At 55.6% G+C, this 14,132-nt stretch carries 13 protein-coding genes; 10 read left to right on the plus strand and 3 right to left on the minus strand.

Annotation, left to right across the window (positions count from 1 at the left end; all coding sequences use genetic code 11):
* Position 1 precedes the first annotated feature (1 nt).
* From arnC to arnF, 6 genes are read left to right on the plus strand one after another with little or no spacing between them, the layout of a single operon-like run.
* Positions 2-985: an undecaprenyl-phosphate 4-deoxy-4-formamido-L-arabinose transferase gene (gene arnC / locus AC6I8R_RS21770; RefSeq protein ID WP_497832891.1), complete on the plus strand. Its 984-nt coding sequence runs from the start codon at positions 2-4 to the stop codon at positions 983-985.
* Complete coding sequence (arnA, locus tag AC6I8R_RS21775) at positions 982-2,961, plus strand: bifunctional UDP-4-amino-4-deoxy-L-arabinose formyltransferase/UDP-glucuronic acid oxidase ArnA (RefSeq protein ID WP_415175496.1); 1,980 nt, start codon at positions 982-984, stop codon at positions 2,959-2,961. The genes arnC and arnA overlap by 4 nt, the downstream gene beginning before the upstream one ends.
* Positions 2,961-3,857, plus strand: coding sequence for a 4-deoxy-4-formamido-L-arabinose-phosphoundecaprenol deformylase (gene arnD / locus AC6I8R_RS21780; RefSeq protein WP_497833057.1), 897 nt, complete (start codon positions 2,961-2,963; stop codon positions 3,855-3,857). Before arnA ends, arnD begins: the two co-directional genes overlap by 1 nt.
* Before the next feature lie 6 nt (positions 3,858-3,863).
* Positions 3,864-5,513: a lipid IV(A) 4-amino-4-deoxy-L-arabinosyltransferase gene (gene arnT, locus AC6I8R_RS21785; protein WP_415175495.1), complete on the plus strand. Its 1,650-nt coding sequence runs from the start codon at positions 3,864-3,866 to the stop codon at positions 5,511-5,513.
* Entirely contained in the window at positions 5,510-5,842 is a 333-nt protein-coding gene (gene arnE, locus AC6I8R_RS21790; RefSeq protein ID WP_497832892.1) for a 4-amino-4-deoxy-L-arabinose-phosphoundecaprenol flippase subunit ArnE, read from the plus strand. Before arnT ends, arnE begins: the two co-directional genes overlap by 4 nt.
* A complete protein-coding gene (arnF, locus tag AC6I8R_RS21795; RefSeq protein WP_415175493.1) occupies positions 5,839-6,213 on the plus strand; it encodes a 4-amino-4-deoxy-L-arabinose-phosphoundecaprenol flippase subunit ArnF in 375 nt (124 codons plus the stop codon). Before arnE ends, arnF begins: the two co-directional genes overlap by 4 nt.
* Before the next feature lie 3 nt (positions 6,214-6,216).
* Here the strand turns inward: arnF and AC6I8R_RS21800 are convergent, their stop codons facing one another.
* Positions 6,217-6,840, minus strand: a complete 624-nt coding sequence (locus AC6I8R_RS21800) for a helix-turn-helix transcriptional regulator (RefSeq protein WP_415175492.1) — start codon at positions 6,838-6,840, stop codon at positions 6,217-6,219.
* A gap of 89 nt (positions 6,841-6,929) precedes the next feature.
* Between AC6I8R_RS21800 and AC6I8R_RS21805 the strand changes: the two genes are divergently transcribed.
* The gene (locus AC6I8R_RS21805) at positions 6,930-7,898 is read left to right on the plus strand and encodes a threo-3-hydroxy-L-aspartate ammonia-lyase (protein WP_208726510.1); all 969 of its coding nucleotides are present in this window, start codon (positions 6,930-6,932) and stop codon (positions 7,896-7,898) included.
* Between the two features lie 17 nt (positions 7,899-7,915).
* Positions 7,916-9,058, plus strand: coding sequence for an alanine racemase (locus AC6I8R_RS21810; protein ID WP_415175490.1), 1,143 nt, complete (start codon positions 7,916-7,918; stop codon positions 9,056-9,058).
* Between the two features lie 11 nt (positions 9,059-9,069).
* Here AC6I8R_RS21810 and AC6I8R_RS21815 read toward each other — a convergent pair whose 3' ends face one another.
* Together AC6I8R_RS21815 and AC6I8R_RS21820 are read right to left on the minus strand one after the other, a co-directional pair.
* Positions 9,070-10,227 (minus strand): alpha-hydroxy acid oxidase, encoded by a 1,158-nt coding sequence (locus AC6I8R_RS21815; RefSeq protein WP_497832893.1) that lies wholly within the window; start codon positions 10,225-10,227, stop codon positions 9,070-9,072.
* Between the two features lie 212 nt (positions 10,228-10,439).
* Positions 10,440-11,450: a GntR family transcriptional regulator gene (locus AC6I8R_RS21820; protein WP_415175488.1), complete on the minus strand. Its 1,011-nt coding sequence runs from the start codon at positions 11,448-11,450 to the stop codon at positions 10,440-10,442.
* Between the two features lie 324 nt (positions 11,451-11,774).
* On the opposite strand from AC6I8R_RS21820, the gene AC6I8R_RS21825 reads away from it, so the two are divergent.
* The gene (locus AC6I8R_RS21825; protein ID WP_415175487.1) at positions 11,775-12,650 is read left to right on the plus strand and encodes a polysaccharide deacetylase family protein; all 876 of its coding nucleotides are present in this window, start codon (positions 11,775-11,777) and stop codon (positions 12,648-12,650) included.
* A gap of 112 nt (positions 12,651-12,762) precedes the next feature.
* Positions 12,763-14,127, plus strand: a complete 1,365-nt coding sequence (locus AC6I8R_RS21830; protein ID WP_415175486.1) for an MFS transporter — start codon at positions 12,763-12,765, stop codon at positions 14,125-14,127.
* The last annotated feature ends 5 nt before the right edge of the window (positions 14,128-14,132 follow it).

Here is a 14,132-nt window from a genome sequence, read left to right on the forward strand (position 1 = left end):
AATGCTGGAAGAAAAACCGATTCGTAAAGTGTCCGTGGTGATCCCGGTCTACAACGAAGAAGAGAGTCTGCCTGAGCTGGTACGTCGTACCCATGCCGCTTGCGACTTGTTCAAACTGGATTATGAAATTTTGCTGGTAGATGACGGCAGCAGTGACCGTTCCGGCGAGATGATTGCTGATGCCGCCGATATGCCCGACAGTCATGTGGTGGGGGTGTTGCTGAATCGCAATTACGGCCAACACTCGGCAATTATGGCGGGCTTCAGCCATGTCACCGGTGACCTCATCATTACGCTGGATGCTGATTTACAAAATCCGCCGGAAGAGATCCCTAATCTGGTGGCGGCAGCGCAGCAGGGCTATGACGTGGTCGGTACGGTACGCCAGAATCGCCAGGACAGTTGGTTTCGTCGTCGCGCCTCGCGCCTGATTAATAAACTTATTCAACGCGTTACCGGCAAAGCTATGGGTGATTACGGTTGCATGCTGCGTGCGTACCGTCGCCACATTGTTGATGCCATGCTGAATTGCCATGAGCGCAGCACCTTTATCCCGATCCTCGCAAATACGTTTGCCCGACGCACCATCGAGCTACCGGTGAAACACGCGGAGCGCGAATTTGGTGATTCGAAATATAGCTTTATGCGCCTGATCAACCTGATGTTCGACCTGGTGACCTGCCTGACCACCACGCCGCTGCGTTTGTTAAGCGTGGTGGGAAGTGTGATTGCGCTGGCTGGTTTTGCCTTCTCACTGATTTTGGTGGTGCTGCGCTTATTCCTCGGTGCAGCCTGGGCCGGTGATGGTGTGTTTATGCTGTTCGCCGTGCTGTTTATGTTTATCGGCGCACAGTTCGTCGGTATGGGTCTGCTGGGTGAATATATCGGCCGTATTTACAACGATGTCCGTGCCCGCCCTCGCTACTTTATTCAACGTGTTATCCCTTCGCATAAAAATGCATCTGTACAGGAAATTGAACAATGAAAACCATCGTCTTCGCCTACCATGACATGGGCTGTGCCGGCATTAATGCGCTGCTACAGGCTGGCTTCGAGATCAGTGCCATCTTCACGCACCCCGATACCGCCGGTGAAAATCACTTTTTTGGCTCAGTGGCGCGCATTGCCGCAGAGCAGGGCATCCCGGTGTATGCCCCGGATGATGTGAATCATCCGTTGTGGATCGATCGTATCAAAGCGATGTCACCGGAGATTATTTTTTCCTTCTATTATCGCAACCTGCTGAGTGACGCCATCCTCAATTGCGCCCGTCTTGGTGCTTACAACCTGCATGGTTCGCTGCTGCCGAAATACCGTGGCCGCGCGCCGCTGAATTGGGTGCTGGTCAACGGCGAAACCGAAACCGGTGTGACGCTGCATCGTATGGTGAAGCGTGCGGATGCGGGCGATATCGTGGCACAAACCCCTGTAGCGATTGACCCGCAGGACAACGTGCTGACGCTGCATCGCAAACTGGTACAGAGCGCGGCACAATTGTTGGAAGACGTCTTGCCTGCCATGAAGCGCGGTGAAATTCGGGCTGTCCCGCAGAATGATAACGATGCCACGGTGGTAGGGCGTCGCACGCCGGAAGATGGCCGTATTGACTGGTCGCGTCCGGCGACCGAGATCAATAACCTGGTACGTGCAGTGACCGATCCCTGGCCGGGGGCGTTTGCCTATGCCGGAACGGTGAAATTTATCGTCTGGAAAGGGCGTGTGCACCCAACCGCTCATGGTTCAAAACCGGGTACGGTGTTATCCGTCGATCCGTTCCTGATAGCCTGCGGAGATGGCGCGCTGGAAGTGGTCACTGGCCAGAGCGATAACGGCGTCTATATGAATGGCAGCCAGTTGGCTCTCAGCCTCGGTATGGTGCCCAGCGCGCTGTTGTATTCACAACCGGTCGCCGCCGTAAAACGTCGTACGCGCGTGCTGATCCTCGGCGTGAATGGTTTTATCGGTAACCACCTGACCGAACGTCTGTTGCAGGATGATAATTTTGAAGTTTACGGCCTGGACATCAGTTCCGATGCCATCAGCCGTTTCCTCGGCCATCCGGGTTTTCATTTTGTTGAAGGTGACATCAGCATTCACTCGGAATGGATTGAATATCACATCAAGAAATGCGACGTGGTGTTGCCGCTGGTGGCCATCGCCACGCCGATTGAGTACACCCGCAATCCGCTGCGCGTGTTCGAACTGGATTTCGAAGAGAACCTTAAAATCATCCGTGACTGCGTGAAGTACAAAAAACGCATCATTTTCCCATCGACATCAGAAGTTTATGGCATGTGTACCGACCGCCATTTCGATGAAGATAACTCGAACCTGGTGGTGGGGCCAATTAACAAACAGCGTTGGATCTATTCCGTTTCCAAACAACTGCTGGATCGGGTGATTTGGGCTTACGGTGAAAAAGAAGGTCTGCGCTTTACGCTGTTCCGTCCGTTTAACTGGATGGGACCGCGTCTGGATAACCTCAACGCCGCGCGTATCGGTAGCTCACGCGCCATCACCCAGTTGATTCTTAACCTGGTTGAAGGCTCGCCGATCAAACTGATTGACGGCGGGGCGCAGAAACGTTGCTTTACCGATATCCGTGATGGCGTTGAAGCCTTGTTCCGCATTATCGAGAACAAGCAGAACAACTGCGACGGCCAGATCATCAATATCGGTAACCCGGAAAACGAAGCCAGCATTAAGGAATTGGCTGAGAAGTTGCTGGCAAGTTTCGAGCGCCACCCGTTGCGTGATCAGTTCCCGCCGTTTGCCGGTTTCCGCGAAGTGGAGAGCAGCAGCTATTACGGCAAAGGCTACCAGGATGTTGAGCACCGTAAACCGTCAATCAAAAACGCCCGTCGCTTGTTGGGCTGGACACCGGAAGTGCAGATGGATACCACCATCGACAACACGCTGGATTTCTTCCTGCGCACCGTCGAGTTACAGGTTGAGCAATGATGAAAAAAGTCGGCTTGCGCGTTGATGTCGACACCTGGCGCGGTACGCAACAAGGCGTACCCGCGCTGCTGGAGCTGTTCAGCCTGCATCAGGTGCAGGCCAGCTTCTTTTTCAGCGTCGGGCCGGACAACATGGGGCGTCACTTGTGGCGCCTGCTAAAGCCGCGCTTTCTCTGGAAGATGCTGCGCTCGCGCGCTGCCTCCTTATATGGCTGGGATATCCTGCTGGCCGGTACGGCCTGGCCGGGTAAGGAGATCGGTCGTGGACTGGAGGAGATTATCAGCGCCACTGCCGATCACCACGAAGTGGGTCTGCACGCCTGGGACCACTTTGCCTGGCAGACCTGGGCGGGGGTTTGGCCGGAGCAGCGGTTGATAGAGGAAATTGCCCGGGGTAAGCAGGCGCTGGAGGTAATCATAGGTGACACTGTCACCTGTTCGGCTGTGGCCGGATGGCGTGCTGATGGCCGGGTTGTTGAGGCTAAACAACGCTTCGGTTTCCGCTATAACAGCGACTGCCGGGGTACCGGCCCCTTTCTGCCGCGCCTGAGTGACGGCAGCCTGGGAACGGTGCAGATTCCGGTCACGTTACCCACCTGGGACGAGGTGGTTGGTCCCAGGGTGAGTGTCCACGAGTTCAACGACTTTTTGCTTAATCAGCTGAGTCAGGCCGACGAAATGGCGGTTTATACCATTCATGCCGAGGTGGAAGGGATTGTCGGACATCAGGCGTTTAGCCAATTGCTTAGCCGGGCGGAAAAACAGGGCATTCAATTTTGCCCGCTGAGTGAGTTATTGCCTGAAGATCTCAATACACTGCCCATCGGCAACGTCGTACGCGGACAGATCCCCGGACGTGAAGGCTGGCTCGGCTGCCAGCAACAACAATACAGGTAACCACGGATGCGAACTGGTACTAAAACAGCGCTGCTGCTGTTTGTATTTGCGCTTTACTACCTTATCCCTATTGAATTCCGCGCCTTATGGCAACCTGATGAAACCCGCTATGCGGAGATCAGCCGTGAAATGCTCGCCAACGGTAACTGGGTGACGCCGCATTTTTTCGGTCTGCGTTATTTTGAAAAACCGATTGCCGGTTACTGGATCAATGACTTCGGACAGTTGTTGTTTGGTCACACTAATTTTGCCGTGCGCGTGGGGTCTATTTTCAGCACCACCCTTACCGCGCTGCTGGTGTTCTGGATGGGTACCCGCCTGTTTGCCAGCCGTACGGTGGCGTTAAGCGCCAGTATTATCTTTCTGACCTCGCTGCTGGTCTACGGCGTAGGCACCTATGCGGTACTCGATCCGATGCTGACGCTATGGATGGTGGCCGCGATGGCGAGCTATTACCTGGCTGTGCAGGCCAGCACGTCACGTCAGCGTTTGCTGGGCTATGTCTTGCTCGGTATCGCCTGCGCTATGGGCTTTATGACCAAAGGCTTTCTGGCGTTGGCCGTTCCGGTTCTGGCGATTGTGCCGTGGGCGGTAGCGCAACGCCGCTTTGGTGAGCTGTTACGTTTTGGCCCGTTGACGGTGCTGGTGGCGGTGCTGGCGAGTGCCCCGTGGTCGCTGGCGATTTATCATCAGCAGGGGGATTTCTGGCACTATTTCTTCTGGGTTGAGCATATTCAACGTTTTGCCGAGTCGGATGCTCAGCACAAAGCTCCTTTCTGGTATTACCTGCCGATTTTGTTGGCGGGATCGTTGCCGTGGTTGGGATTGTTACCAGGATCGTTGATTCAGGGCTGGCGTCAGCGTGGACAGCAGCCTGGTTTGAGCTACTTACTCAGCTGGACGTTGCTGCCGCTGCTGTTTTTCAGCATTGCGAAAGGTAAATTGCCGACCTATATCCTGCCGTGCTTTGCCCCGCTGGCGCTGCTGATGGCGCACTATGCTCACAGCATGACGCCGCAGGTGATCAAAGCCATGAAGGCCAACGCGTGGATCAATATGTTTTTTGGTGGCGTTGCCGCCGTGGCGCTAGCGGTGGTGCTGGCTCCCTGGGGGCTGGCGCATCGTCCGCCATTTGGCGTCACTGAACATTACAAACTGATGCTTGGGATCCTGGCGTTTGGCGGCTGGACATTGTTTGGTGCTCTGAGTCAGAAAAACTGGCAACTGGCTGCCTTATGCCCGTTGGTACTGGCGTTGGTGATTGGTTTTGCTATCCCGGATCGGGTCCGTGACAGCAAACAACCACAAAACTTCGTGGCGGCGGTATCCGGGCAGTTGGCTGACAGTCGCTATATCCTGGCGAATGATCCCGGCATTGCGTCTGCGGTGGCCTGGGAGATGAAGCGCGCTGATATTCTGTTCTATGAACGCAAGGGTGAAGTGGGATATGGTCTGAGCTATCCCGATGCCGCGCATCGCTATGTCTCTGCGGATGCCTTTGCCGACTGGCTGGCACAGCATCGCAAACAGGGCAAGGTGTCACTGACCATGATCATGTCTTCGACCGGTACAAACCCGGATGCACGCCTGCCGAAACCTGATTTTGTTTATCGTCAGGGACGGCTGTTGTATTACGGCTACGATCAGCAGCCATGAATCTTCTCCTGATCCTGCTGGTAAGCCTGCTGAGTTGTGCCGCGCAGTTGTGTCAGAAGCAGGCGGCCTGGATCGGCAGGCGCGAAGGTAAAGCGCGCCTGTTGATGTGGATCGCGCTGAGTATATTGCTGCTTGGTCTCGCGATGCTGCTGTGGCTGGTGGTGTTGCGTCTGGTGCCCGTTAGCGTCGCTTATCCGATGCTCAGTCTCAATTTCGTGTTGGTGGCGCTGGCTGCCCGGCTGATTTGGCGCGAGAGTTTTAGCCTGCGGCAGATAATCGGCACGCTGTTGATTGTTGCAGGCGTTGCCCTGATGGGAAGCCACTTATGAAAGGGTATGGACTGGCGTTATGCAGCGTGATGTTGGTGTCGCTGGCGCAACTCCTGTTGCGCGCCGGGATGCTGCATTTTCCCGGGTGGCAGGCCATCTTTGACGGTGAACTTTGGCAGCAACCGTTGCCGTTGATCTTGCTGTTTATCGGTTTAAGTGCCTACGCATTGTCGATGCTGTGCTGGATGCTGGCATTGCGTCACCTGGCGCTGAGCCGACTCTATCCCTTACTCAGCATCAGTTATGTGCTGGTCTGGCTTGCCGCGATTTCGTTGCCGATGTTTGACGAGCCATTCCGTTGGAGCAGCCTCGCCGGAGTGGGGTTGATTGCTGCCGGATTACTGTGTGTATCGCTACCCGGCAGAAAATAGTCGTTATTCTTTGGCGTAGAGATACACCGAAGCACGCGAAACGCCCAGTTGCTGTGCAATCACCTCCATTGATCGCTTTACCTCAAGTAAACCGCTGGTGCGCAGTTCCTGCATCAGCGTCTTACGATCGGCCGCTTTTAACGCGCGCGGCGTGGTCGCCAGACGCGCGGCGAACTGTTCGATCCGCTGCCGTAAAGCTTCTGTGCCTGCCGGTTCCAACTGCTCTGTAATATCGCGGGTGGCAATCTGGGTGAACTGTGCCAGTGCGCTTTGCATACCACGAAACAGCGTCATATCAACATTCAGACACAGCGCCGCCACATAGTTCCCTTCGGCATCTTTCAGACCAATCGAGGTGCTCTTTACCGGACGTCCGTCAGCCAGTTGATTCGCATAGTTTGTCAGAAGCGAAGGAAATTCCGGCGAGGCAATACGCGCCAGACCCAGTTCGGTAGTCGGTTCACCGACTTCCCGTCCGGAAAGATTGTTATAAATGGCCAGAATGGAGTGTTCTGGATTTTGTAAATCGTGCACCACCACCTCGCAAAACGGGGCAAAAGTGGCGCTCAGTCCTTCGGCGATGGTGGTCAGCTGCGCCAGCAGCAAGGCATTTTGCTGATCGGGCATCGTGGCTCTCCAAAATGGCTAGATTAATTGTCTAATTTTATATATTTTGTCATTTCAATGCAAAGTCCTTCACCTAAAAGGTTAACCGCATGACTGAGTTTACTTTGCCGACTTATGATGACGTCGCAGCCGCCACACAGCGTATCCAGCCTTATATCAACCCGACGCCGGTCATGACCTCGCGCAGTCTGAACGAGGCGTTAGAGGCCGAAGTTTTCTTCCAGTGTGAAAACTTTCAGCGCATGGGAGCGTTTAAATTTCGCGGTGCCCTCAACGCGTTATTACAGTTCACCCCCGAGCAGCGTAAAGCCGGGGTGGTGGCGTTCTCCTCCGGCAACCATGCGCAGGGTGTCGCGCTGGCGGCAAAATTACTCAGCATTCCAGCCACCATCGTGATGCCGTTGGATGCCCCGGCGGCCAAACTGGCCGCGACCAGAGGCTATGGCGCTCAGGTGGTGACGTATGATCGCTACAGCGAAGACCGGGAACAGATTGGTCGCGATCTGGCGGAAAAACACGGCCTGACGCTGATCCCTCCTTATGATCACCCACATGTGATCGCCGGACAGGGTACCGCCACTCAGGCATTGCTGGCGCAGACCGGCCCGTTGGATGTGCTGTTAACACCACTCGGCGGCGGCGGATTACTGGCAGGCAGCGCGTTGGCAGCACGTCATCTCAGTCCGGGTATCACTATTTATGGTGTGGAACCCGCAGCCGGAAATGACGGACAGCAGTCGTTACGCGCCGGAAAAATCATCCGCATCGAGACGCCCAAGACCATCGCCGATGGCGCACAGACCCAATATCTTGGTCGTTACACTTTCCCGCTGATTCAAAGCCTGGTCGACGATATTCTCACTGCCAGTGATGAACAGCTGATCGCGGAAATGCGTTTCTTTGCCGAGCGCATGAAAATGGTGGTGGAACCGACCGGCTGCCTGGGGCTGGCCGCGGTGCGGGCCGATAAAGCGCGTTTCCGTGGGAAACGCATTGGCATTGTAATCAGTGGTGGTAACGTCGATATCAGTCGTTTCGGCACCTTGCTGGCTAACTAATCGCGCAGGAGACGTGTGTGAAATCGCTTCCCGAGTGGCTTACGCAACTTGAAACCCCATTTTTATTGATCGATGAAGCGCGTTATCAACGCAATATCGACCGTTTGTACCAGCGCGTGGCGCAGCTGGGTAGCCAGGTGCGACCGCATCTGAAAACGCTGCGTTCGGTGGAGGCTGCCGCGTATCTGTTGCCGCAGGAGGACCATCCTGCCACCGTGTCCACCCTGGCAGAAGCGGAAGGCTTTGCCGCTGCCGGTTACCGCAACCTGTTGTATGCGGTAGGGATTGCGCCGCATAAATTGCCGCGTGTGGCGCAGCTGATGCGTCAGGGTGTCCAGCTACATATTCTGCTGGATACGCCAGAACAAGCCCAGGCGGTCACCGAGTTCGCCCGCCAGCAGCAACTGACCTTTTCGGTGTTTATCGAAATCGACTGTGATGGCCATCGCGGCGGTATTCCACCTGACAGCGAGACGTTGTTACAACTGGCGCAGCAACTGGAAGGAAACGGTGCGACCGTCGCCGGACTGATGGCCCATGCCGGTGAATCTTACAACTGCCGTAGCGAAGAAGCGATTCGCGCTGCTGCACGCGCGGAGTGTGACGCCATTCGTCTGGCGGCACAGCGGGTGCGGGCGGCGGGCATTGTCTGCCCGATTCTCAGCGTTGGCGCAACGCCGACCGCGCATTATGCCGAGGAGCTGGAGGGCATCAGCGAGGTGCGTGCCGGGGTCTTCACCATGTTCGATCTGGTGATGCATAACGTGGGGGTATGTCAGAAGCAGGATATTGCTCTGTCGGTGGTAACCACCGTGATCGGCCATAACGCGGCAAAGAACTGGGTGTTTGTTGATGCCGGTTGGATGGCGATGTCACGCGATCGCGGCACCGCGGCGGGGCCGGTCGATTATGGTTATGGGCTGGTTTGCGATATGCAGGGTGCCCCGTTGGATGTATGCCTCAGTACCACCAATCAGGAACACGGCATCATCAGCCTGCCTGAGAACGGTACGCTGACACCAGCGGATTTTCCGGTGGGTTCTCGTCTGCGTATCCTGCCCAACCACGCCTGCGCCACCGCCGCCATGCATCAGCATTATCAGGTGTGGCAGGCAGAAAGCGACCAGCCGCGCGTCTGGTCACGCATTATGGGATGGTAAACGTGACGCCGTCACTGAATAAAACGCAGATGACGGCTATCAAGATGCGCCAGCGTGGCAACACCCAGCATACCTAAATCACGGCTGACTTCGCTGGTGATCAGGTCAATCGCCAGATGCACGCCTTGCTCGCCACCAACGGCGCAGGCGTAGTTAAATGGCCGCCCAATAAAACAGGCTTCGGCACCGAGTGCCAATGCTTTGATGGCATCGGTGCCCCGGCGGATACCACTATCCAGCATCACCGACATTTCACCGGCGGCAGCAACGATTTCCGGCAATACATGGATGGGCGCGATGCTGGTATCCAACTGCCGTCCCCCGTGGTTCGACACCACAATGCCGTCAATGCCAATCTCTTTACAGCGTTGCGCATCGCGCTGGCTGAGGATGCCTTTAATCACCATCGCGCCAGACCAGCGACGGCGGATATGTTGAATATGTTCCCAGGTGAGATGGCTGCGGCCGCTGAAATCCCTGACCGCATGTTTGGAAAACAGCGGAGCACCGCGCACCGCCTGATTGTTTTCAAACCACGGCATGCCGCGTTTTAGCAGGGTTTTGATTAAGGTGCCGGTCAGCCAGCGGGGATGGGTGAGGCCCTCATATGCCAGTCGCAGGCTGGGTCTGAACGGGGTGGCAAACCCGGCGCGCACGTTATTCTCACGGTTAGCTTTCACCGGGGTATCCACCGTCACCACCAGCACCGGAATACGCGCCCGCGCCACGCGGTCGATCAGCAGATCAATCTCTTCATAGCTTTTTGGCAGGTATGCCTGAAACCACATCGCTGGATTGGCCTCCGCGACTTCTTCCAGCCGCATCAGCGAGGAGCCGCTCATAATAAACGGGATATTTTTCGTCGCCGCCGCTTTTGCCAGCGTCAGATCGCCTTCAAAACCAGTGATGGCGCTGATCCCCATCGGCGCAATCCCCACCGGAGCGGCATAGCGATGACCGAACAGCGTAACTTCGGTATTGCGCTGTGACACATCCACCATATTGTCCGGTATCAGGCTGTAGCGTGCGTACGACGTGAGGTTATGGTCGCGGGAAAGGTTGTCCTCGACACCACCGGAAACATAGGCGAACAACGGGCGTGGCAGATGTTTTTTGGCGTACTTCTCGAAATCATTTAACGACAGGCAGCGGTTGGCAAGTTTGCGCATTTCTTCAGGGGTTTAAGTCAGGAAGGCAATAAAAATCAATGCTATGTGCATCACCCAGCGATCACAAATGACAAAACCGGTAATGCTATGCGCAAAATCGCATAAGCGACATCATATCTGTAGCGGCGCGATTTATCGCGCGGGGTTTTCTGGCTCCACGCACGAAATTGCGCGATAAATCGCGCCGCTACGTAATGGGAAAATGGATTTTATTAAATTCGATCCATAAATGAGGGCAGTGCTGGCACCGGCAGCACCGACAACACTTTCAGACGTTGCAGGGTGCGTACCTGTGCACGTTCCAGATGATCACGCAGGCAGCCAGCAGCCAGCTCCCAGTTACCTTTCAGCAGCATCTCATACACCAGACAATGTTCTTCCAACATCGCGGTTTCCACCGGGATAGACAGCAGATCATAAAAGATGCGCGTAACGATAAACGGCGACTGGTTTTGCCGCAGGATTTGCATCATCAGTTTATTACCTGCGGGTTCGAGGCAACGTACATGCAAATCCTCCTCCAGCAACTCCAGTTCGGCGGCGCTGAGTTGCTGACCTTTATAGCGTTGCGCTTTTTCCAGCGATGCAGTCAGCCACTCGACCGGCAGCAGGCGACCCGCTTTGCGGAGCGCGGTGGGTTCGAGGCTGGCGCGAATTTCAAAATGGTCAGCAATTTCGCGTGCGGTCAGGGGACCGGTCAGCCACTGGGAATAGGGTTCTTTTTCCACCAAACCTTTATCACGCAGGCGCATCAGGCTTTCCCGAATAACCGCGCGGCTGACGTTGTAGTGCTGTGCGGCCAGTTGTTCGTCGAGTTGATAGCAGCCAAACACCATTGCCGTCGAGAGCACCACTTGCAGGTTATCCAGCACCTTTTCGCCGGTGCTGCGGGTATCCACCAGCGCCTCTTGTTCATCCAGACCCAGCAGTTCACGCGTCAGTCCGGCGCGTAACGGTTCTGGTTCCTCGTCCTCTTGCGCCACAATAAAGCCGCGACCTTCAAAGCGCGCGATCAACCCTTCTTCATGCAGCAGGCTCAGGGCGCGGCGTACCGGGACACGGCTGGTGCCAAATAACTGTGCCAGCGGCCCCTCCAGCAATACCAGACCTTGCGGAACTCGCTTCTGTATCAATACGTTATGCAAAACCTGTCGGATCACTTCATAGCGCGCAGAACCGGTTTCTTCCGTCGCTGCCGGGGGGTTGTTTGTCAGCATTCTCATGTCATCGGCCCTGTTTTCATCGCGCTACATTATCACATCCGGGCGGGCTGCAAAGTCGCGTAATGGCGAAGCACAATTATGGTGCAGCTCGCACAATAACGGATCATATTTATAAATATACATCTTAAGGGCGAGCTGGAGAGACTCGCAGCGTTTTCTTTCAGATGCTGACGATCATCATGTAACGAATTGAAAACACGTAGTTAACCGGTATTTTTCTATCTTATCAGGTGATCAATTCCTCCCAGCGGCAAGATCCTGGCATAACCATTGCAATGAACAAATGGATATTATTTTCAAATATACATTTATGGAGTTGCAGATATGGCCAAAGAAATCCTTTGCGCATTTGGTGTAGACGTCGATGCTGTTGCCGGCTGGTTGGGTTCTTACGGCGGCGAAGATTCCCCTGATGATATCTCTCGCGGCCTGTTTGCCGGTGAAGTCGGCGCGCCACGTCTGCTGAAGATGTTTGCCGAGCAGAATCTGCGTACCACCTGGTTTATTCCCGGCCACTCGATTGAAACCTTCCCCGCGCAAATGAAAGCGGTGGTGGATGCCGGTCATGAAATCGGTATTCACGGCTACAGCCATGAAAATCCCATCGCCATGACGCCAGCGCAGGAAGAGGCGGTGCTGGATCGCAGCATCGAACTGGTGACCCAACTGGCAGGCAAACGTCCGACCGGCTATGTCGCCCCCTGGTGGGAATTCAGCAACGTCACCAACGAGTTACTGCTGAAGAAGGGTATCAAATATGACCACAGCCTGATGCATAACGATTTCCATCCTTACTATGTGCGCGTCGGCGATAGCTGGACCAAAATCGACTACAGCCAGCACCCCGATAGCTGGATGAAGCCGTTACAACGCGGTGCAGAAACCGATCTGGTGGAGATCCCGGCCAACTGGTATCTCGACGATCTGCCGCCGATGATGTTTATCAAAAAATCCCCCAACAGCCACGGGTTTGTTAACCCGCGTCATCTGGAAGAGATGTGGCGTGATCAGTTTGACTGGGTTTACCGCGAGAACGACTACGCAGTGTTCACTATGACCATCCATCCCGACGTGTCTGGCCGCCCTCAGGTGTTGCTGATGCTGGAGCGTCTGATCCAGTACATCCGTAGCCACGAAGGCGTCCGTTTCGTCACCTTCGATGAGATTGCCGACGACTTTAAACAGCGCCAACCGCGCTAAGTACGCATACCGTCCCGTAGCGGCGCGATTTATCGCGAGAATGGCAGGACAGCGCGATAAATCGTGCATCGTGCCGCTACGGAATATGAACCCCTGACAGAGTGATAGCGCTATGAGCATCTTTAAGAAAATCTCCGTAAATGGCTGGCAGCCGCAGCAGTTGACCATCAGGGACGTAAAATTTGCCACCTGGATTGCTTTTTTCGCCTGGGTTTTTGCTGTTTATGATTTCATCCTGTTTGGCACCCTGCTGCCGGAAATCGGCGGCCATTTCGGCTGGAGCGAGGTTGAGCAGGCGGAAATCGCCACCTGGGTGGCGGTCGGCGGAGCGGTGATTGCACTGGCAATTGGCCCATTGGTCGACCGTCTCGGTCGCCGCATGGGGATTGTGGTCACAGTCGGGGGCGCGGCGATCTGCTCGCTGCTGACCGCTGTCGGTGGTGCCTGGGGTAAAGGCGCGCTGACCGCGATCCGTTCGGTGGCGGGGCTGGGTTATGCCGAGCAGACCGTCAATGCAACCTACCTGTCTGAGCTTTACACCGCCATCGACGACCCGAAACTCAATAAACGCAAAGGTTTTGTTTACAGCCTGGTGCAGGGCGGCTGGCCGGTAGGGGCGCTGGTGGCCTCGGCGCTGACGGCGATTCTGATGCCGATCATCGGCTGGCAGGGCAGCTTTATCTTTGCCGCGCTGCCGTCACTGGTGATTGCGGTCCTGGCGTTGAAACTGAAAGAAACTCCGCAATTCCAGGTCCAGAAAAAGATCCAGCAACTGCGCGCTGAGGGTAACGATCGCGATGCCCGCCAGGTTGCAGATGATTATCAGGTTTCATATGAAGAACAGCACAACGCCGGTCTGGCTGCTGCCTTCCGTGGCCCGTCACTGCGCGCCACGCTGGTGTTAGGCGGGGCGGTGTTAATCAACTGGTTTGCCATCCAGATTTTTAGCGTACTCGGCACCACGGTGATCACCAAAACCCATGAAGTTTCCTTTAACAACTCGCTGCTGATCCTGATTCTCTCTAACCTCGTGGGCTACTGCGGCTACCTCGTGCACGGCTGGCTCGGCGATCGTATTGGCCGTCGCAACACCATTGCGGTTGGCTGGATGCTGGGTGGCGTCTCCTTTGCCGCGATGCTCTACTGCCCGGATAACTTCGCCACTATCGTTGCCCTTTACAGCATCGGCCTGTTTTTCCTGATTGGCCCCTACGCAGCAGCGCTGTTCTTTATCAGTGAAAGTTTCCCGACCGCCATCCGTGCCACGGCCGGTGCGTTGATTGGTGCGATGGGACCGGTCGGCGCGATTATCGCCGGTGTCGGTACGACCAGCGTCCTGAGTAGCGGTGGACACTGGCAGGATGCTGCGCTGTGGTTCGGTGCTGTCCCGTGCTTTATCTCCGGCATCATTATGTTTTTCGCTCGCGCACATGCACCACAACGCGCGGGTGTCAGTTCAGCGGTCACCACCGCTTAAGGAAT

The organism is Pantoea sp. X-Soil-OKNW-713 (assembly GCF_059730685.1).

Coding starts and splice junctions, on each gene's coding strand:
- AC6I8R_RS21805 (WP_208726510.1), top strand. CDS start 6,930: ATGACTGAGTTTACTTTGCCGACTTATGATGACGTCGCAGCCGCCACA.
- AC6I8R_RS21815 (WP_497832893.1), bottom strand. CDS start 10,227: ATGCGCAAACTTGCCAACCGCTGCCTGTCGTTAAATGATTTCGAGAAG.
- arnT (WP_415175495.1), top strand. CDS start 3,864: ATGCGAACTGGTACTAAAACAGCGCTGCTGCTGTTTGTATTTGCGCTT.
- arnE (WP_497832892.1), top strand. CDS start 5,510: ATGAATCTTCTCCTGATCCTGCTGGTAAGCCTGCTGAGTTGTGCCGCG.
- AC6I8R_RS21800 (WP_415175492.1), bottom strand. CDS start 6,840: ATGCCCGATCAGCAAAATGCCTTGCTGCTGGCGCAGCTGACCACCATC.
- AC6I8R_RS21825 (WP_415175487.1), top strand. CDS start 11,775: ATGGCCAAAGAAATCCTTTGCGCATTTGGTGTAGACGTCGATGCTGTT.
- arnC (WP_497832891.1), top strand. CDS start 2: ATGCTGGAAGAAAAACCGATTCGTAAAGTGTCCGTGGTGATCCCGGTC.
- arnD (WP_497833057.1), top strand. CDS start 2,961: ATGAAAAAAGTCGGCTTGCGCGTTGATGTCGACACCTGGCGCGGTACG.
- AC6I8R_RS21820 (WP_415175488.1), bottom strand. CDS start 11,450: ATGAGAATGCTGACAAACAACCCCCCGGCAGCGACGGAAGAAACCGGT.
- arnF (WP_415175493.1), top strand. CDS start 5,839: ATGAAAGGGTATGGACTGGCGTTATGCAGCGTGATGTTGGTGTCGCTG.
- AC6I8R_RS21830 (WP_415175486.1), top strand. CDS start 12,763: ATGAGCATCTTTAAGAAAATCTCCGTAAATGGCTGGCAGCCGCAGCAG.
- arnA (WP_415175496.1), top strand. CDS start 982: ATGAAAACCATCGTCTTCGCCTACCATGACATGGGCTGTGCCGGCATT.